The following is an 18027-nucleotide window of genomic DNA, read 5'->3' on the forward strand; positions in this document are numbered from 1 at the left end:
TGGACCAAGGGAATTCATGAAAATCATCGATGGGGCAGCAGCGAAAGCGACTCAGACGGCAGCACCGACGGACGACACCCGTTGGCTGTCAGCCGACGAGCAGCGCGTCTGGCGTTGCTATCTGCAGGCGACCGCATTGTTCGACGACCTCCTCGACCGGCACCTGCAGAAGGCGGCAGGGATGCCTCACCTCTATTACGGCCTTCTCGTACTGCTCTCGGAGGCTCCGCGTCGCCGACTGCGCATGACCGAACTGGCCATCGAAGCCAAGATCTCCCGTTCGCGCATCACCCATGCGATCGCCCGGTTGGAGAAGAGTGGTTTCGTTCGACGTGAGAGCTGCTCCTCCGACGGGCGGGGGCAGTTCGCCGTGCTTACTCACGAGGGCCAAACGGTGTTGGGGCGCACGGCACCCGGTCACGCCGCTACCTTGCGACAAGCACTGTTCGATCGCCTGACCGAACAGCAGCTGCAGTCCCTGGGCGACATCATGCGACTCATCGCCGCCGGGCTGGAGCCGAACGAGGCAGGCGCGGACCTGCCTTGGCGTCGCTGAATCAGGACCTGGGCGAAGCGCTCCGAAGTGGAGCACACGGTCCCGGCGGGGGCCGACCGAGCGCGCCGTGACGGCGTCACCCGGTCGGTCATCCGTGCGCATGCCCGCTCGGCGTGTGCTCCGCCACCGGGAAGCCGAGCGACGGTATACGCGGCACGTACACCTAGACAGTGCTTGGTGACGTTTGATGTGTCGGCTCAGCAAGTAACCTTGGGTAAATGCACAGAGTCAATCCTCTGGGTGAGTTCATACGAGCTCGCCGAACTGCCACTTCACCCGGGCAGGTGGGTCTGCCGGACGGTGGGCCCCGGCGGACTGCGGGACTTCGCCGTCATGAGGTAGCCATGCTGGCCGGCGTGAGCGAAGGCTATTACGCGCGCTTGGAGCAAGGCCGGGAAAAGCACCCGTCCGACCAGGTCCTCAACGCGTTGATCCGCGTGTTCGGACTCGATGCCGAGGCGGCCGAGCACCTGCACAAGCTGGCCAGGCAAGGCCTGCGTACCCGCGACCGCGGCTGTCTCCCCACTGACGATCGCGTGGCTCCCCACCTGTTGGCCCTGATTGGCGCGTGGCGGAGTCCGGCGATGATTCTGAGCCAGCGACTCGACGTGCTGGCGGCCAACGGCCCGGCCAGGGCCCTCTTCTCCGTCATGGAACCGGAGACCAATCTGCTCCGTTTCGTCTTCCTGGACCCGGCTGCCCGGAAGTTCTACCGGGACTGGGAGGAGATCGCCCCCACCTGTGTGGCGGGGCTGCGCGCCTGCACCTCGCTCGGGTCGGACGACGAGGCGCTGCATCGGCTCGTCACCCAACTCGCTGCGCAGAGCGCCGAGTTCCGACGGCTGTGGGACAAGTACGACGTGCGCTCCAAGACGTACCAGACGAAGAACCTGCTCCATCCCAAGGTGGGTGAACTGACCCTCACCTACCAGTCGTTCGATGTCAATGGTTCACGGGGTCACCAGCTCGCCACGTATCAGGCAGAACCCGGTTCCGAGAGCGAGGAGGCGTTGAACTGGTTGGCCGACCGCCATGCAGCCAGGTAGGCGTGCGGCCTCGCTCTCGGATGTCAGTCATTCCTGTGGGCTCGGCGCGACGCGCACCTTGATGTTCTTCATCAGGGGCTGGTTGCTCTGCCGGCTGTAGTCGCTAGCCGCGACCAGCACGTTCATCTCCGGCATGTAACCGGCCGCACAGCCTCGGGGCATGTTGTACTCGATCGCCCGATACCGCTTCAGGTATCGCCGGCTGCCGTCCTGGGCCGTGGCGGTGATGTCGACGAGGCTGCCCGGCGTGATGTGGCGGGTGCGCATGTCGTCGCCGTTCATGAGGATGAGCGTGCGCAGGTTGCTGATCCCGCGGTAGCGGTCGTTGTCGGAGTAGATCGTGGTGTTCCACTGATCGTGGCTGCGCATGGTCTGCAGGATGAGCACGTCGTCCTGCGGCGGTGCTTCCGGCAGGGCGGCGGCGGAGAATTCGGCGCGGCCGGACGGCGTGAGGAAGATCAGTTCGCGGGCGGGCTGGCGGATGCGGAATCCCAGCGGCAGGCGCACCCGGCGGTTGAAGTCCTCGAATCCGTCGAGCACTTGGGCCATGGTGTCCCTGACGCGGTCGTAGTCCTCGACGTAGGACTCCCAGGGCGTGCCGCTGTCCGGCAGCGTGGCACGTGCCATCCCGGCAATAATGGCCGGCTCGGACAGCAGGTGCGGGGAGGCCGGCTTTTTCATGCCGACCGAGAGGTGCACCATGCTCATGGAGTCCTCGACCGACGTGGCCTGGATCCCCGGCCGCTGGTGATCCTTCTCGGTCCGTCCGAGACACGGCAGGATCAGCGCCTTGTCCCCGTGCACGAGGTGGCTTCGGTTGAGCTTCGTGCTGACGTGGACGGTGAGCGAGCAGCGCCGTAGCCCCTGCGCCGTGTACTCGGTATCCGGCGCGGCCAGGACGAAGTTCCCGCCCATGCCGACGAAGACCTTCACCCTGCCCTGGTTCATGGCCTCGATCGTGGCGACCGTGTCCAGGCCGTGTCCGCGGGGCGGGTCGATCCGGCAGACGTCGGCCAGCCGGTCGAGGAACTGCTGGGCAGGACGGTGATCGATGCCGCAAGTGCGGTTGCCCTGGACGTTGCTGTGTCCGCGTACCGGAGAGGGCCCGGCGCCTTCCCTGCCGAGGTTTCCGCGCATCAGGAGCACGTTGACGATCTCGCGGACCGTGTCGACGCCGTGCTCGTGCTGGGTGACGCCCAGGCACCAGCTGATCAGGGTCCGGTCGGAACGGGAGTAGATCTCCGCGGCCTTCAGGATGTCGGCCCGGGTCAGCCCGGACTGCTGCTCCAGTTCCTCCCACGAAGTGGACTCACAGGCGGCGCGGTACTCCTCGAAGCCCTTCGTGTGACGGTCGATGAACTCCCGGTCCAGGGCCTTGGGGTTCGCCCGGCTCTCCTCCAGGACCGCCTTGGCGATCCCCCTCATGAGCGCCATGTCACCGCCTGCCCGCACCTGCAGGTTGAGGGTGCTGGTGGGAGTTGACTTGAACAGCGCCATGTCGGTGATCTCGTGCGGCACGATGGTCCGCGTCGCCGCCGCCTCGACCAAAGGGTTGACGTGGACGATCTGCGCGCCGCGCCGGTATGCCTCGGCGAGGGCGGTCAGCATGCGGGGGGCGTTGGACGCCGCATTGACGCCCATGATGAACAGGGCGTCTGCCATTTCCCAGTCGGCGAGGTCGGCGGTGCCCTTGCCGGTGCCCAGGGCCGCCTGGAGGGCACGTCCGGAGGCCTCATGGCACATGTTCGAGCAGTCGGGCAGGTTGTTGGTGCCGAACTCCCGTGCCATCAGCTGGTAGAGGAACGTGGCTTCGTTGCCCAGTCGTCCCGAGGTGTAGAAGGCAGCCTCGTGCGGGCTGTCGAGCGCGCGCAGTTCACGGCCTACGAGGTCGAACGCGTCCTGCCACGAGATGGGCAGGTAGCGGTCGCTCGACGCGTCGTAGACGAGGGGTTCCGTCAGGCGCCCCTGGGCCTCCAGGTCGGAATCGGACCACGCCGACAGCTCCGAGACGGTGTGCTCGGCGAAGAACGCGGCACCGACACGCTTGGGCGTCATCTCCCAGGTGACGTGCTTGATGCCGTTCTCGCAGATGTCGAGCTTGAGTCCCTTGGTGTCGTCGGGCCAGGCGCATCCCGGACAGTCGAACCCGCCCTTCTCGTGGTTCATCTTGAAGATGGCCCGCGGTCCTTCCACGAGCGCGCGCTCTCTCAGCAGGACCCTGGAGACGCTCATGGCCGCGCCCCAGCCGGCGGCGGGGTGACGGTACGCGTGGTGCGCGGGGAGCTTGTCGTTCTCCGCGCCTTCTCCGCCGGCGGGCGTGCGGCCGACCGCTCCGTCGTCCGGGCTCGGCGCTTGGTTGACATCGGATGCGGTCATTTCCTGCACCTTCTGGCTTGTGTCAAACGTTGAATCCATTGACCGTCGCAGTCAGGTGGTCGTCCCCGGGCGCGACGAACGTACCTACGTCGCGAGCACCTGTTACTGCATCTCTTCGGTGGGCGTCCGCTGATCACCCTGCCCTGGGAAGGCAGGTGCGAGGTCAGCTCCGGACGCCGTCGGCGCGGACCAGCGGTGTGTCGACGAGCTGCTCGGAGAGGAACCAGCACTGCAGCTCGCCCGTGCGGATCACTTGGGAGACGAGCAGGTCGTTGGTTCCGTCGTCGCCGAGTTCCGCCGTTCGTGCCGCGGCGTCGTGAGCCTCCGTGAGGATGATCTCGTGGGCCTCCAGAATCCTGGAGAGCATCGCGGGGACCTCCTCCACACCGTCCGGAGGCCGGGGCACCTTCGTCAACTCGGCCGCGTGCCGCGGATCGCCCACTGCGACCCCGCCCAGCGTCTGGATGCGTTCCGCCAGCGCGTCCACCAGCCGCAGCTGTTCGTCGGCGTGCTTGTCCAGCAGCAGATGCAGCTGGTAGAACGTCGCTCCCCGCATGAGCCAGTGGTACTTCTTGTAGAGGTGGTAGAGCATCCGCGTGTCGGCCAGCACACGAGTGAGCCGCTGGCAGGAGTACAGACGGCTATCAGAGGTCAGCCCGAGGGGGAACTGCTTGACAGTCCCGAACTCCTGGATGATCGGGCTCTTTTGGTGTAGCAGGGGCTGGCTGCTACGGGGGTGCTCATCCGTCCGCTCGTGGGTCGTGGTCATGAGAGAGCCTTTCCCTTCGGCCGGTGCGCCACGGCTCGGGACCGTCGCCACCGGTCGAAGTGGTGTGACCGGGCTCGGGCCATCAGGGCGCCGACGACTCGAGCCGGTCGTGTGACATGGGGCCGGGTCAGTTGTCGAGGAAGTCGAGGAGGGCCTTGTTGACCTCCTCGGGGTGGGTCCAGGCGATGTTATGGGGGCCGCCCTCGACCGTGACGAAGGTCAGGTCCTTGATCAGCCCCGGCAGCCGCTTCGCGGTGCTCTCGTACGGCAGGATGCGGTCCGCGTCCCCGTGCACCAGAAGCGTCGGCACATCGATCTTCGGCAGGTCCGCACGGAAGTCCGTCAGCCACGTGTCCACGCACGCGTATGCCGCCCACGCCGACGCCGAGACCGCCACGTTGAAGCTGTTCTGCCACGCCTGATCACTGATCCGCGTTCCCGCGTACTGATCAACGTTGTAGAAGTTGTCCAGGAAATCCTTGAAGTACGCCGGCCGGTCCGCCAGCACCGCCTTCTTGATCCCCTCGAACACCGGCGCGTCCACGCCCTCCGGGTTGTCGTCCGTCTTCAGCAGGAACGGCGGGATCGCACCCATCAGCACCGCCTTGCTCACCCGGTCCGACCCATAGGTCCCCAGATAGCGCGTGACCTCCCCCGTGCCCATCGAGAAACCGACCAACACCACGTCGGACAGGTCGAGGTGATCCAGTAGTACCTTCAGATCCGCCGCGAACGTGTCGTAGTCGTACCCCACCGTCGGCTGGCTCGACTGACCGAACCCCCGACGGTCGTACGTGATCACGCGGTACCCGGCTTCCAGAAGCACCCGCTCCTGCTTCTCCCACGAATGACCGTTCAGCGGATACCCATGGATCAGCACCACCGGACGGCCACTGCCGTGGTCCTCGTAGTAGATCTCGATCGAATTGCTGTTCTCCTGGCCTACAGTGACAAACGACATTGCCACCACACCCTTCCCGAAGTACGGAACCACCAGCCGCCACGCATATGGCGCATCATCGCGGTGGACGGTTATCGCCTGTTCATGAGCCTCCCATCCCGTCACCGGGCTCACATCACATGGATGTGCGAGATGCTCTTGAGAACGAGTACTTCCGTGGCTGGCAGAAAATCACGGACACGTGCTGTCGCTACATCGAACAGAGCCGTCCCGGACGGCGGATTCAAAGCCACCAGCCCCAACCACAATGCGATCGTGCGGCGTTGATGGCAGAATTCAGTGGGAGCACCTCGCGTCGCACCACGTCACTGCGTCAGCAGTTCTGAGGCGAACCGGAATGACCGCTCGGACCGTGGTGCCTGAATCCGACTCGTCATTCACGGTGAGTGTTCCGCCCAGCACCGACACGCGATCCGCCATGGCCACGAGGGAGGCGTGCCGTCGGCGGTCGGGGCCATCGCCGTCGTCCATCACAGTCACCACGAGATCGGAGTCCAGGTCGGTCACCACCTCCACCCTGCCGGCCCGGGCGCTGTGCACCGCACGACGAAGTGCCTCGGCGATCAGGAAGTATGTGTGCAGCTCCACGGCGTCGGGCAGCCGCACATCGAGGTTTCCCGAGAAGGCGACAGGTACGGAACAGATCGCGCCGAGAGCTGCAAGAGCTGTTGGAAGCCCACGACGCTTGAGCACTCCGGGATAGGTGTGGGCAGTGACGTCCCTGATCTGTGCGAGGGCATCCTCCGCGTCACGGATCGATCCGTCGATGAGTTCGGCCACCAAGGACGGTTCCCGACCGAGCTGCTCTCGTCCCAGCTTCAGACCCAGCAGAACACCCACCAGGCGTTCCTGGGCTCCGTGCTGCAGGGAGTCGGCAACCCGGCGCTGTTGGTCGACGTTCACGCTACTGACGACCGGGGAGAGCCGCCCTTCGCGGTCTGCGCCCGTGCGGAAGACATAGACGCTCGCCTCACAGCCCGGCAGCGCGAGGGACAGAAGCGACCAGGTGACCGGGATGAGGGAGCCGTCCGCATGGGTCAGGGTCCCTTCGCCGTACGAACGCTCCGCCGGCTTGCCGTTGATGCCGACAAGCTCGGACGGGCAGTCGTAGCCCATGACCGCGGCAGCCGACGGATTGGCGTACGACACCATGTGGTTGGCGTCCACGGCCAGTACCGGCTGTTGCATGACGTCAAAGATGCTTCCCAAATCCTCGGCGGTTGACGTCATCGCGCGACCCCTTCCCCTAGGGTTTCTGATGTTCCTTTGCCGCAGGCAGGACGAGACGCTGTCGACGAGTCAGGCGCGGATGGTCAGATCGGAGATCTTCTCTCCCGTGACCTTGATCGCCACATGTGACGAGGTGGTGGAGGCACCGTCGTGGACCAGCACGGTCAGTACGGTGTCGGGGCCTATGGCCTCCGTCTTCATGACGGTGACCGCTATGCCCTTGTCCACGATCTCCTTCTCCAGCCACGCCTCGATCTGCTCGCGCCCTGTGTATCGGCGGCCCCAGTCATCGAGCGATGCGTCCTCGCTGAGGATGTCCAGAAGGACGCTGCAGTTGCGCGCGTGCACCGCCGCGATCATCTTGTCGATCACGTCTGCGGATGACTGCGTCATGGTTACCTGACTTCCTTGTGCGGGTACGTCCGACTCTCGCAGCGACCGGGCCGTCCAGGCATCCGTCATGTGACTCTGAGTTGCGTTTTCCCACGTCAGGAGCTCGCCAAGGGCGCGGCACTCAGTGTGCGATCTCCGTCTCCTGCGTCGGCAGCCTCGGGGTTCGGCTGGCGTTGACCGGCGGCGCGGAGTTCCCTTCCGGCACGACTGGCCCACGGAACCGCGCCGAGGCGCTCGAAGAGTGTCCAGCGCCGTGCTCAGGTGGGAACGCGCCTCGGTCGTCGCGCGGGCACGGCGCAGGCGTTCCCCACAGGAGCTGGACGCGTGCTAGTCGAAGGGTCAGTCCTGAGCGCCGGGAGCGCTGACGGCCTCGTCGAACAGCTTCCCTGCCTCGGCGTCCGGCGCGATCAGGGCTCGGGCCGGAGGGTCAGACAGGCACTGGATATCACCAGGCGGTCGGGTACCTCACCGGACACCAATCCCAAGGCCACCGTCAACGCGTCGCGCTGCGTTCCGTGCAGGTGATCGAATCCCGATGCGAGCGGAAGCATGAGCTGCCTCCCCGGACAGCAGCAGGACTGCCCCCTCACGACTCATCTTGGCGAAGAAGTCGTCGAGCTTCCGCAGCTCGTCGTCATGGCCGCACAGCGACATGCCGGGATCGGGTGTCGCCGCGCTGTCCTGCCGGGCGGTCTGATCAGTCATCGGAAGACACCTCCGGGAAAGCACACAGCTGGTGGCCGAGGAGCCGAAACAGGGCGCGGACACCTTGCGTCCACGCCCTGCTTCATGGGAACCGGGACCCGTCACGCGCCCGCCGGGTGCACGGTCAACAGGTCGGCCAGATCGACACGGGTCAGGAACTCCCGGCGGATACGGTCGGCGACGTGCGAGACCTCCTCGGAGCCGTCGTTGGCCGGGTCGATGTGGACCCGGTACGGCCGCTGGCCCTCGGGCAGCGCGACAATGCGAGCGATCTCGTCGGAGACGAGGGACGCCTCCGCGCCCTCGGGCGCCAGCGCTGCCAGCTTCTGAGCGACCTGGGTCATCAGACCGGCGTACTTCGTCTCGTACTCCGCCTCGACGGCGCTGTCGGCCGGGTGGCCGGAGTGGGCGAAGTGGTTCGTGCCGCTGGTGAAGGAACCGGGGACGACGATCGACGTCTCCACACCCCAGCGGGCGAGCTCGGCGGCGTAGCTGACGGCGAGGGAGTCCATGGCGGCCTTGGCGGCGAAGTACGGCGCGAGGTAGGGCGGGGTGCCGCCCTTGACGCTGGAGCTGGAGACCCAGACCAGCAGGCCACGCCCCGCCTTGCGCAGATGCGGAAGCGCGGCACGATTGAGGCGCTGCGTGGACAGCACGTTCACGTCGTACAACTCGGCGAGCTGCTCCGGGGTGAACGCCTCGGCGGGACCCGTGACCATGTGTCCGGCATTGTGGACGAGGACGTCGATGCGTCCGTGTTCGTTGATCACCCGCTCGATCGCGGCGTCGACCGAGTCCTGGGAACTCACGTCCAGTTCGACGGAGCGCAGGTCAACGCCGTGCTCCTTGCTGTAGCCGGCGGCGGCCTGCGCCTGCGGCGCATTGCGCGTCGTGGTCTGGCGCATTCCGGCGTACACGGTGTTGCCCGTATCGGCGAGGGCGCGGGCGGTCAGGGCGCCGAATCCGCTGGAGGCGCCGGTGATGACGACGATGTTGCTCATGGAAATCTCCTTACGGCACTGCTGATTGCTTACTGGTAGGAGCGGGGTGAGGCAGGCATGGCAGCGCCCGTTCCGCTAGCCGAGGCCGCCGTTGGCGTACAGGACTTGGCCGTTGATCCAGCGCGCGGGCCCGGCGAGGAAGGCGACGGCCTCGGCAATGTCCTCCGGGGTGCCGATGCGCTCCAGGGGCGCGGCCTTGGACAGGTTGTCGATCGTCGCCTGGTCCTTGCCCTCCAGGAACAGGGGCGTGGCCGTGGGGCCTGGCGCGACGGCGTTGACCGTGATGTCCTTGCCGCGGAGTTCGCGGGCGAGTACGAGGGTCATGGCCTCGACGGCGCCCTTGCTCGCGGCGTAGGCGCCGTAGGTGGGGAACTGGAGACGGGTGACCGATGTCGAGAAGTTGACGAGTGCGCCACCACCGCGCAGTCGCCGGGCCGCCTGCTGGGAGACGACGAAGGTGCCGCGGATGTTGGTGCGGTGCATGCGATCGAGGTCGTCCAGGTTCAGCGTGGCGATCGGCGCGAGGAGCATGATGCCCGCCGTGTTGACGACCACGTCGATCCCGCCGAACTCCTGCTCGATGGCGTCGAAGGCCGCGGCCATGGCGTTCTCATCGGCGACGTCCCCGCTCACGGAGATGGCGGCACCTCCCTGTGCGTGGATCGCGGTGACTGTTTCGTCAGCCTTCACTTTATTGCCCACGTAGTGCACGGCGACGGCGAAGCCGTCCTGGGCGAGACGCTCGACCACGGCGCGGCCGATACCGCCGGTGCCGCCGGTGACCAGCGCGACGCGGGTGTGGGTGTCCGTCATGGTGACCCGTCCTTCTGTTGATGGGTGCGGTGTGTTCCGCGAATGTCCCGACACCCGGGACGTGCCATGGCTCTGGCACGTCGGTCATGCGGGCATGTACTCAGCGAGGTGATGGCACAGGACTTCGCCGGAGTTTGTCGGCGTGAGCCCAAGTCTTCGCCGAGGCGCGCGATACCGCTATCGAGCGGGCTGCACGGAGGTGGTGTGGACTGCCTGAGATGGACCTGGGGTTATCCCCACGGTCAGCCGGAGTCAGCTCGCTGCGGTCACCCTGCGACTGTCAGGTTCTGCAGACGGATCAGTGCCTCTTCACCGGCCGATCCCGGCTCGGCCTGGTAGGTGAAAAGGTGCTGTCCAGAAGCACCATTGACATTGAAGACCTGATACGTGAGGTCCACTTCACCCACGACCGGATGGCAAAGCCGCTTGGTGTCACTGGACTTCGCCCGTACGTCGAACTGACGCCACAGCCTGTCGAATTCCGCGTCGCGGGGCAGCTCTTCGACGAGGTCGGTCAAGCGAGGGTTGTCCGGAGCGGTGCCGGCGGTCGAGCGCAGCCATGCGACACCGGCCTCGGCGATGTCCTCCCAGTCCCGGTAGAACGTGCGGGCGGCTCGGTCGAGGAACGCGAAGCGCACGAGGTTGCCGTACGGCAGGGCTACCGAGTACAGGGCCAGCCCCAGGGGGTTGGCGGCCAGGATGTCCAGGCAGGGCCCAAGGACCAGAGCGGGAGTGCTCCCCCACTCCTCCATGAGGTGCAGGAGGTGGGAGTCGACTTCCGCGTCCTGTACCGCCGGCCTCCGATGCTGCCGTACGAGACCGTGCAGGTGCTCCGCAGCATCCATGTTCAGCCCCAGGACTCGTACAAGTGCTTGGAGAACCTGGTCGGAAGGATATCGTTCCCGTCCTTGTTCGAGGCGGGCGTAATACCCCTCGCTGAGTCCGGCCAGCCGGGCCACGTCCTCCTGTGTGAGGCCCGCGGCACGGCGTGGAGCATCGCTCGCGATCTCTGCCTGCCGCGCGGAGACTGCCGCTCTTCTGGCGCGGAGGAACTGGCCGAGCTGGTTGACGCCGTCCATGGAGACACAGTACTCGCCCGTAGGTGGAACGCATGTGTTCCTCTGATGTCATATGAGTGAGACATGTCCGTCACATGATCACTGTTCCTGTGTGGCAGCGGCGAACTAGGATGTCGTCATGAGTGAACCTCTGCGGGCAGTGCTCGGGGAAGACCACGCCATCGTGCGTGAGGGCATCGCGACCATACTGAGGCAGTCGGGCATCACCGTGGTCGCCGCGGTGGACAACGCGGTGGAACTGGTTCGCGTCACCAAGGAACAGAAGCCCGATGTCGTGATCACGGACATTCAGATGCCGCCGAACCTCGCCGCCGACGGTCTGCAGGCGGCGCAGGAGATCCGTGAGGCGCAGCCGGAGACCGCCGTTATCGTGCTGTCCCAGTTCCTGGACGCCTCGTATGCCCTGGATCTCGTCGGCGACAACCCGAGTGGTGTGGGCTATCTCCTCAAGGAGAAGGTCGCAAGCCCGCGAATGCTGACCGACGCGGTCCAGCGGGTGGTGGCCGGCGGGTCGGCGCTGGACCCGGAGGTCATCGCCACCCTCGTCGGCCGCAAGCGCAAGGCCGACCCGCTGGCGGCGTTGACGCCCAAGGAAAGGGAAGTTCTGACCCTGATGGCGGAGGGCCACTCGAACACCGGTATCGCGAGCAAGCTCTTCGTCACGGTTCCCGCCGTCGAGCGGCATGTCACCGGAATCTTCCTGAAGCTCGGCCTCACTCAGGCCGGCTCGGACCAGCACCGGCGCGTGCTCGCGGTGCTGCGCTATCTCAAGCAGTAGTTCCGAAGATGCGTTTCAGGTCGGCGTCGAAAAGACGGTCCTTCGCGATGAACGACTGAATCCCGGCCTGTTCCAGCTCCTCCGCGGACCAGAACGACTGCTCGGTGGAGGTCAGCACGATTCTCGGCGGCTTCGCCTCCTGACTGACCATACGGGCGACCGCCACCCCGTCGTGGTCGGGCAGGTGCAGATCGAGCAGCAGTCCGTCCGGTCGGTGTTCACGCACCGCCGCCAGGGCCGAGGCACCGTCCTCCGACTCCGCTACGACGCGCAGACCACGCGCCGTCAGCAGTGTCCTGGCGATGCGACGGAAGCCTGGGTCGTCGTCGACGACCACGATGTTGACCGACATGGTGCCAGGATGCAGGGTTCGGCATCTCGAAGACCATAGGGGCAGCCCCACGGTTTGGGGCTCAGCCGGGAATGGGGATCTCCGCGCGCACCGAGGTGCCCGCGCCGGGCGGGGAGTCGATGACCAGTGCGCCGTCGAACGCCGCGACACGGTCCGCCAAGCCGGTCAGTCCACTGCTCGACACATCTGCCGGGACTCCGCCGACACCGTCGTCGACGACTTCGATCCGCAAGGACTCCCGCAACTCGACGGAGACTTGGATATGTGAGGCTTTCGCGTGCTTCACCGCGTTTGTCAGCGCCTCGGCAATCACGAAATAGGCATTGGATTCCACCGCCGCCGGCAGTCTCTCGTGGTACTCCCCCTCGACGGTGGTCGGAACCGGGCAGCGGTCGGCCAACGACACCACCGCGGCCATCAGTCCCTTGGCCGTGAGCACCGAGGGATAGACGCCGTAGGCGAGCTCGCGCAGTTCGTCGATGGCCGTCTGCGCATCCGTGATGGCCTGGTCGAGGAAGTCGGCGGCATCCGGCGCGGTGTCCGGCAGCACTTCACGGGTGAGCCGCAGCCCGATCAGGAGGCTCACCAGTCGCTGCTGCGCCCCGTCGTGCAGGTCCCTCGCCGTCTGCCGACGTACCGACTCGATGCTCTGCATGATGCGACGCTGAGCGGCACGCGACTCGTCCGCCCGGATGCGGGCCGCGTCCCGCTCGCGCCGCGCCCGCTCCAACTCACGGTTCTCGGTGGCGTCGAAGAAGGAGTAGACCACGCCACGCCCCTCGGGCAGGTCGATCGGGGCGGCCCACCACGAAGCGGGGAAGAAGGATCCGTCGCGCCGTATGAACCACTCGTCGTCGCCGTGCGTGGGCTCTCCCGTCGCGGCGGGACGCAGCATGGGGCACTGCTCGGCCGGGAACGGGGTGCCGTCGGGCCGGTAGGGGTGCAGGGTGTCGTGACTGGAGCGGCCCTCCAGCTCGTCGGCATGGTCATATCCGAGTGCTTCCACACCGGCCGAGTTGGTGTAGAGGATGTTCCCCTTGTGATCGACCACCCAGATGACCTGCGGGACACTGTCGAGGATGCTGAGCATGACCGTGCCGATCGGTGCCACTCCGGACCTCCTAGTCAGCCGCCGCCAAACATCAAGGTAACTAGAAGGGAAGCTGGTCGGATGTGTCATGCCGACCGCACGAAACGAGACCTGACAATCCTAGTCGAGTTCCGTACAGGCGCAGGCACTACGTGAATCTCGACCGGCGAGGTCCGAGAGCGGCGCTCTTGCGGCGTCCTGGTTGCAGCGACAGGCAGCATGACTCAGACGGGGGGACTGAGTCATGCTGCCGTGGTGAGAAGCATATGGTGTGTGATCTCCTCGTGGGTGTACGTGCTGCGTACACCTCGCTCTTCATCTCAATGTCAGTGCGGATCTCACACCCGAGGGAGCAGCTGCGCGGCGTTCCGCGTGGTGAGTCGTCGCCAGGTGGTGCCGTCCGGCTGGGGAGCGGCGTCGACGGAGGCGGCCTGTGCGACGGCTCCGGCGGCCGGAGTCCAGCAGTAGTCGCTTCCATACAGCAGCCGATCGCTGCCGAATGCCCCTACGAGGGCCGGGACCTGGTGCGGGAACGGTGTCCCGGCCATGTCGAACCAAAGGCCCCGAAGTTGTTCCTGCACGGTCGGGCCGTCGCCGGAACCGACGCCGAAGACCGTGCGGAAGAGCTCCATACGGTCGGCGAGCAGCGGCAGGGTGCCGCCTCCATGGGTGAAGATCCACTGGATTCGGGGGTGCCGCTGAAGGACTCCGGTAAACACGAGGTCGGCGACGGCGCGGGTGGAGTCGAAGAGGAACTCCAGCATCGGACGGGGCCTGCCGGGCGACACGGCGTCATGGCAGGGCGGGGACGTGGGATGGACGAAGACAACGGCACTCCGGGCGTCGAGTTCGCTCCACAGAGGCTCGAAACCCTTGTCGCCCAGGTAGATTCCGGCGACGTTCGTCTCGACGGCGACTCCATGGCTGCCGAGGTCGTCCAGAGCGTGGGTGAGCTCGGCGAGTGAACCATCCACATCGGGCAGCGGAAGAGAGGCGAAGTGCCCGAAGCGTTCGGGGTTCGCGCGCACCACGTCGGCGGCGAACTCGTTGACCTGACGGGTCAGGACACGGGCGGACCGGTCGTCGCCGAAGTGAGTGCCCGGCGAGGAGACGGACAGCACACTGCTGCGGATACCGGCCCGGTCCATCATCTCCAGATGCTCCGATACCGACCAGGTCGGAAAGCCCCGCATTCCGTCGGGCTGCACGAACCCGGCAGCTGTCGCCGCCTCCACATAGGCGGAAGTCACGAAGTGAGCATGCACGTCAACCAGTTGCTCTACTGAGGCCGTCACTGGATGATCCTCCGTTCCTCGGAAAGCGGTCGGCCGGGCGAACCCTGAGCCAACGATACGTCCTGATGTCATATGACCGGCAGTCATAGTCAATGACTGAGTTCAACCATGTCACCTCGACGGGCTAGTGTTTGACTATGAACACACCCAAAGGCGAGTCGGTAGTCAGTGTCTTCTCACAAGACTGTCCGTCCCGTGAGCTGCTGCTCGACGTGACCGGCCGCTGGGGCGCTCTGGTCCTCGCCGCGCTGCACCGGGAAGCGTGCCGGTTCAGCGTGCTGCGCCGTCGAGTCGAAGGCGTGAGCGAAAGGATGCTGTCGCAGACGCTGCAGGCACTGCGTCGGGACGGGCTGGTGGAGCGCGCGGTGGAAGGCACCATCCCGCCTCGAGTCACCTACAGTCTCTCGCCGCTCGGTATCCGGGTCGCGGGGAGGATCGCCGGTCTCGTCGAGCTCCTCGAGGAGGAAACCGACCAGTTCCAGGAAGCCCGGAAAGCCTTCGACGGGGTGACTCCTGCTACGGCACCCAGGGTGGTCGAGAGCAGCGCAACGGGCATCACAACACGTCAGGAGTCCTACCCGTGAGCTCAGCTTCCGCCGCGATCCCGCAACCGGGAAGCGCCAAGGCGTTCCTGCGCGTGGTGATGATCGAGCATTCGGTGTTCGCGCTGCCCTTCGCGTACATCGCGTCACTCACGGCGATGTACGAGGGGGACAAGTCCCTCCACTGGATCACGTTGTTCCTGGTCACCGTGGCGATAGTGGGCCTGCGCACCTTCGCCATGGCCGCCAACCGGATCATCGACCGCGAGATCGACGCCCGCAACCCCCGCACCGCTCAACGAGAGCTGGTGACCGGCGCGATGTCCGTGAAGGATGCATGGGCGGGCGCGCTGATCGCCGCCGCCGCATTCCTCACGGCGGCGGCCCTCCTCAATCCGCTGTGCCTGGCGCTGGCTCCCGTCGCGGTGGTTCCGACGGTGGTCTGCCCCTATGCGAAGCGGTTCACGAACTATCCGCAGGCATCCTGGGCTTGGCCCAGTCGATGGGCCCGTCGGTGCCTGGCACTGTCCCGTCTGAACAGGGCGCCGGTGGCAGCCGAACCTTGCCGAGGTAACGAACCGATGGACGATCAAGCAACACCGTTCGTGGCCACACTGGGCCCTGCCAGGAATCACTCGGCAACGCGCCCGCGATCCACCCCGCCGCATCCTCGGACTCGCTGCGCCGGCTGACCGCCAGGTCCGCCACGGATCGGAGCCCAACCAGCTCCGCCAGTTCGGCGCGTGCGGTAGGCGTCAAGGCGTCGATGGTCGTTGCGATGGGATCCGGGTACATCTGATGACTCCTTGGAGGTTCTGGTCGGGGACGGCGTACGGTCGGCGTCCGTGCCCGGGGTCGAGTGATGGGGCCGCATTTACCTATGACTTGCGGGCTGCGGTCGCCGAAAGCGCTCGGCGACCGCAGCCCGACGGCGACGCTCAGGCCGTGTCCGGCGTCCTGGCGCCCACGAACCGCGCCACGGCCTGAGCGAAGCGCTCGGGTTCCTCGATGTGGCCGAAGTGCCCGCTCGCTTCGAAGACGACCAGCTCTGACTCCGGGATCAACTTGTGCATCTCCTCGGCCCAGCGCACTCCGCACATGACGTCGTGACGGCCGACCAGGATCAGCGTCGGCACCATGAGCGTCGCCAGTCCCTCCCGGTCGTCGACCATGTCGGGCTCACCGTGTTCGTCCAGGCCCGAAATGAAGGCCCCGGTGCAGCTGGACCGGAAGGCCCTGAATTCCGCCTCACGGCTCCAGTAGTCGGCGAAGTACGCCGGGATCAAACCGCGGACGACCGTCGTGATGGCGTTGTCACTGGCCACAGTCGGCACTGCCTGGAGCGCGGCGAGCACCGAGGGCAGTTCGGGCTGGCCCGCATGGCGTGCGGCGAACTTCTGCACCTGGAGCATGGCCTCCTCGCCGTGCTCGGGTCCGGTCACCGGAGCACTGTCGTAGAGGATCACTCCGGCGACCCTCCCTGGGTCGTGCAGGGCGTGGTACTGCACGACGAAACCTCCGTGTGAGTGCCCCAGCAAGTACACCTCAGGCACGCCGAGATGGTCGATGATTCCTTCCAGGAAGCGGCTGTAGCGAGCGCGGGTGTAGCCGTGGGGATGGAAGGGGAGCCGGTCGGAGGCTCCGGTGCCGATGGGCTCCACGTACACCATGGTGAGCCGCTGCTCCACCTCGGGCATGCGCAGGTATTCCCAGGAGATGCCCGGGCCGCCGGAGTGGGCGATGCACACCGGGCCCGTGCCGTGGACGTGATAGCGCTGGACGATTCCGTTCACCTCGATGCTGTGCGCGCCTTGGGCCAGCGGGTCGGTCGGCTGCGTGGTCACGGGAACTCCGTTCCATGGGTGTCGATGACACCGACAAGACGCGAGTGCGCGACGGAAGTTCGACGGGCTTCGGGTGATCGTCGTCACAGGGCTGCGGGAACGGAGACGTCGGGAAGCCTCAGCTCTTCCGGCCGGAGAGGCCTGGAGTGGTGCAGCTGCACCCGCTGCACGCGCCGCCCTTCGTCCAGTGTCAGGATCCATGCGACGGCAGGCGGACAGTGTTCAGGATGGTCCGGCGGATTGATGATGTCCATCTCCCACACGGCCAGGGAGCGCCCGGCGACGATGTGAGCGGGACGCTGGCGGACTCCGTCGGAGAGATCGCACTCCATTCCTCGAACCAGCATGTCCCGGCCGCCCAGTTGTCGGCCGCTCAGGAACAAGCCCACTTCGGGAGACCATCGTTCCGCGGTGAACGCGTCGAAGTGCCCCCGCTCGGCAGCTTCCAGGGTCTCCCACGCCTCCTTCCGGCTGGCGGTCGTGAGTTCCGCGGCATCGGTGTGGGCGGCAGTCGCGAGGTCGGTGAGTGCGGTGGTGAGTTTCGCGCGTGCCTGGCTGAGGCGGCTGCGGACGGTGCCCACCGGGACCCCGCAGGCTCGGGCTATGTGGTCGTACGATGTCACGCCCTCGCTGAAGTGCCGCAGTACAAGCGGCATGCGCAGCGTCGGGGAGAGCCGCTCGATCGCCTCCCAGATCCAGTCGCGCGTCGCGTTGCGCTCCACCCACCGCTCGGGGTCGGCAGCCTCCGAAGGCAGGGCGAGGTCACTGACGGGCTGCACGACCGCCCGGCCGCGCAGCAGCGAACGGCAGGAATTGCGCACGACCATCCGCAGCCAAGGCCCCACCGCCTCCGGATCCCGGACATCTCCTATGCGTCGCAGTGCGATCAGCGCGGCGTCCTGCGTCACATCATCCGTGTCGGGACCCGGCCCCAGGATGCTCAGGGCCACGGCACGCATCTGCGGCGCGTGCCGCTTCAGGAGCAGGGCCAGGGCGACGGTGTCGCCCTGCTGGGCGGCAAGGACCAGGTCTGCGTCCTTCTGACGCGCGGCCACTTCGTCACCGCTCATGGCACTCCCTGAAGGATGGTCTTCGTCCGAGTCAGGGAGTAGTGACATGTTTCAGTGCATGCAGGGTTCCTGACATCAGCCGGGGGATCTTATGACTTCGCCACACGACATCATGTCAGGAATCGTC

18 protein-coding genes and 1 pseudogene are annotated in these 18027 nt (G+C 66.3%); 5 read left to right on the forward strand and 14 right to left on the reverse strand.

All coding sequences use genetic code 11. The features are described from left to right. Positions 1-16: 16 nt before the first annotated feature. Together ACFY0T_RS02540 and ACFY0T_RS02545 are read left to right on the forward strand one after the other, a co-directional pair. On the forward strand, positions 17-556 hold the full coding sequence (locus ACFY0T_RS02540) for a MarR family winged helix-turn-helix transcriptional regulator (RefSeq protein ID WP_388864052.1): 540 nt from the start codon (positions 17-19) through the stop codon (positions 554-556). 218 nt (positions 557-774) lie between these two features. Further along, positions 775-1602: a helix-turn-helix transcriptional regulator gene (locus ACFY0T_RS02545; RefSeq protein ID WP_388864054.1), complete on the forward strand. Its 828-nt coding sequence runs from the start codon at positions 775-777 to the stop codon at positions 1600-1602. A gap of 27 nt (positions 1603-1629) precedes the next feature. Here ACFY0T_RS02545 and ACFY0T_RS02550 read toward each other — a convergent pair whose 3' ends face one another. From ACFY0T_RS02550 to ACFY0T_RS02590, 9 genes are all read right to left on the reverse strand, one after another. Continuing rightward, the gene (locus ACFY0T_RS02550) at positions 1630-3978 is read right to left on the reverse strand and encodes an FdhF/YdeP family oxidoreductase (RefSeq protein WP_388864056.1); all 2349 of its coding nucleotides are present in this window, start codon (positions 3976-3978) and stop codon (positions 1630-1632) included. A 163-nt stretch (positions 3979-4141) separates the two neighbouring features. Continuing rightward, the gene (locus ACFY0T_RS02555) at positions 4142-4747 is read right to left on the reverse strand and encodes a Dps family protein (RefSeq protein WP_388864058.1); all 606 of its coding nucleotides are present in this window, start codon (positions 4745-4747) and stop codon (positions 4142-4144) included. 127 nt (positions 4748-4874) lie between these two features. After that, the gene (locus ACFY0T_RS02560) at positions 4875-5708 is read right to left on the reverse strand and encodes an alpha/beta fold hydrolase (RefSeq protein WP_388864060.1); all 834 of its coding nucleotides are present in this window, start codon (positions 5706-5708) and stop codon (positions 4875-4877) included. A gap of 276 nt (positions 5709-5984) precedes the next feature. Then, complete coding sequence (locus tag ACFY0T_RS02565) at positions 5985-6896, reverse strand: histidine kinase (protein WP_388864062.1); 912 nt, start codon at positions 6894-6896, stop codon at positions 5985-5987. 111 nt (positions 6897-7007) lie between these two features. Continuing rightward, a complete protein-coding gene (locus ACFY0T_RS02570) occupies positions 7008-7331 on the reverse strand; it encodes a hypothetical protein (protein ID WP_388864064.1) in 324 nt (107 codons plus the stop codon). Positions 7332-7796: 465 nt separating this feature from the next. Then, on the reverse strand, positions 7797-8036 hold the full coding sequence (locus ACFY0T_RS02575; protein WP_388864066.1) for a hypothetical protein: 240 nt from the start codon (positions 8034-8036) through the stop codon (positions 7797-7799). A 101-nt stretch (positions 8037-8137) separates the two neighbouring features. Then, positions 8138-9037: an SDR family oxidoreductase gene (locus tag ACFY0T_RS02580; protein WP_388864068.1), complete on the reverse strand. Its 900-nt coding sequence runs from the start codon at positions 9035-9037 to the stop codon at positions 8138-8140. A 75-nt stretch (positions 9038-9112) separates the two neighbouring features. Then, positions 9113-9850, reverse strand: coding sequence for an SDR family oxidoreductase (locus tag ACFY0T_RS02585; protein ID WP_388864070.1), 738 nt, complete (start codon positions 9848-9850; stop codon positions 9113-9115). A gap of 266 nt (positions 9851-10116) precedes the next feature. Next, positions 10117-10929 carry a helix-turn-helix domain-containing protein gene (locus tag ACFY0T_RS02590; RefSeq protein WP_388864072.1) on the reverse strand — a complete coding sequence of 271 codons (813 nt, stop codon included), beginning with the start codon at positions 10927-10929 and terminating at the stop codon, positions 10117-10119. 118 nt (positions 10930-11047) lie between these two features. On the opposite strand from ACFY0T_RS02590, the gene ACFY0T_RS02595 reads away from it, so the two are divergent. After that, the gene (locus ACFY0T_RS02595) at positions 11048-11707 is read left to right on the forward strand and encodes a response regulator (protein WP_388864074.1); all 660 of its coding nucleotides are present in this window, start codon (positions 11048-11050) and stop codon (positions 11705-11707) included. Here the strand turns inward: ACFY0T_RS02595 and ACFY0T_RS02600 are convergent. The 3 genes from ACFY0T_RS02600 to ACFY0T_RS02610 all read right to left on the reverse strand — a co-directional run bounded on the left by ACFY0T_RS02600 (position 11697) and on the right by ACFY0T_RS02610 (position 14444). After that, positions 11697-12059 carry a response regulator gene (locus tag ACFY0T_RS02600; protein WP_388864076.1) on the reverse strand — a complete coding sequence of 121 codons (363 nt, stop codon included), beginning with the start codon at positions 12057-12059 and terminating at the stop codon, positions 11697-11699. The two genes, ACFY0T_RS02595 and ACFY0T_RS02600, sit on opposite strands and share 11 nt — an antisense overlap. Before the next feature lie 61 nt (positions 12060-12120). Continuing rightward, the gene (locus ACFY0T_RS02605) at positions 12121-13170 is read right to left on the reverse strand and encodes a PAS domain S-box protein (RefSeq protein WP_388864077.1); all 1050 of its coding nucleotides are present in this window, start codon (positions 13168-13170) and stop codon (positions 12121-12123) included. Positions 13171-13487: 317 nt separating this feature from the next. Next, positions 13488-14444, reverse strand: a complete 957-nt coding sequence (locus ACFY0T_RS02610) for an amidohydrolase family protein (protein ID WP_388864079.1) — start codon at positions 14442-14444, stop codon at positions 13488-13490. A gap of 137 nt (positions 14445-14581) precedes the next feature. On the opposite strand from ACFY0T_RS02610, the gene ACFY0T_RS02615 reads away from it, so the two are divergent. After that, entirely contained in the window at positions 14582-15028 is a 447-nt protein-coding gene (locus ACFY0T_RS02615; protein ID WP_388864081.1) for a winged helix-turn-helix transcriptional regulator, read from the forward strand. Continuing rightward, positions 15025-15497: pseudogene (locus ACFY0T_RS02620) on the forward strand (UbiA family prenyltransferase); the annotation flags it as partial. The gene ACFY0T_RS02615 and the pseudogene ACFY0T_RS02620, both read left to right, overlap by 4 nt. 427 nt (positions 15498-15924) lie before the next feature. On the opposite strand, the gene ACFY0T_RS02625 reads toward ACFY0T_RS02620, so the two are convergent. Both ACFY0T_RS02625 and ACFY0T_RS02630 read right to left on the reverse strand, forming a co-directional pair. Continuing rightward, positions 15925-16830: an alpha/beta fold hydrolase gene (locus ACFY0T_RS02625; RefSeq protein WP_388864083.1), complete on the reverse strand. Its 906-nt coding sequence runs from the start codon at positions 16828-16830 to the stop codon at positions 15925-15927. Positions 16831-16913: 83 nt separating this feature from the next. Then, positions 16914-17900, reverse strand: coding sequence for an RNA polymerase sigma factor (locus ACFY0T_RS02630; RefSeq protein WP_388864085.1), 987 nt, complete (start codon positions 17898-17900; stop codon positions 16914-16916). Between the last annotated feature and the right edge of the window lie 127 nt (positions 17901-18027).

Origin of the sequence: Streptomyces sp. NPDC001530 (genome assembly GCF_042894545.1) — a bacterium.
In the GTDB taxonomy this organism is placed as follows: Bacteria; Actinomycetota; Actinomycetes; order Streptomycetales; family Streptomycetaceae; genus Streptomyces.

Coding starts and splice junctions, on each gene's coding strand:
- ACFY0T_RS02565 (WP_388864062.1), bottom strand. CDS start 6,896: ATGCAACAGCCGGTACTGGCCGTGGACGCCAACCACATGGTGTCGTAC.
- ACFY0T_RS02590 (WP_388864072.1), bottom strand. CDS start 10,929: ATGGACGGCGTCAACCAGCTCGGCCAGTTCCTCCGCGCCAGAAGAGCG.
- ACFY0T_RS02615 (WP_388864081.1), top strand. CDS start 14,582: ATGAACACACCCAAAGGCGAGTCGGTAGTCAGTGTCTTCTCACAAGAC.
- ACFY0T_RS02580 (WP_388864068.1), bottom strand. CDS start 9,037: ATGAGCAACATCGTCGTCATCACCGGCGCCTCCAGCGGATTCGGCGCC.
- ACFY0T_RS02560 (WP_388864060.1), bottom strand. CDS start 5,708: ATGTCGTTTGTCACTGTAGGCCAGGAGAACAGCAATTCGATCGAGATC.
- ACFY0T_RS02595 (WP_388864074.1), top strand. CDS start 11,048: ATGAGTGAACCTCTGCGGGCAGTGCTCGGGGAAGACCACGCCATCGTG.
- ACFY0T_RS02550 (WP_388864056.1), bottom strand. CDS start 3,978: ATGACCGCATCCGATGTCAACCAAGCGCCGAGCCCGGACGACGGAGCG.
- ACFY0T_RS02575 (WP_388864066.1), bottom strand. CDS start 8,036: ATGACTGATCAGACCGCCCGGCAGGACAGCGCGGCGACACCCGATCCC.
- ACFY0T_RS02600 (WP_388864076.1), bottom strand. CDS start 12,059: ATGTCGGTCAACATCGTGGTCGTCGACGACGACCCAGGCTTCCGTCGC.
- ACFY0T_RS02545 (WP_388864054.1), top strand. CDS start 775: ATGCACAGAGTCAATCCTCTGGGTGAGTTCATACGAGCTCGCCGAACT.
- ACFY0T_RS02585 (WP_388864070.1), bottom strand. CDS start 9,850: ATGACGGACACCCACACCCGCGTCGCGCTGGTCACCGGCGGCACCGGC.
- ACFY0T_RS02555 (WP_388864058.1), bottom strand. CDS start 4,747: ATGACCACGACCCACGAGCGGACGGATGAGCACCCCCGTAGCAGCCAG.
- ACFY0T_RS02630 (WP_388864085.1), bottom strand. CDS start 17,900: ATGAGCGGTGACGAAGTGGCCGCGCGTCAGAAGGACGCAGACCTGGTC.
- ACFY0T_RS02570 (WP_388864064.1), bottom strand. CDS start 7,331: ATGACGCAGTCATCCGCAGACGTGATCGACAAGATGATCGCGGCGGTG.
- ACFY0T_RS02540 (WP_388864052.1), top strand. CDS start 17: ATGAAAATCATCGATGGGGCAGCAGCGAAAGCGACTCAGACGGCAGCA.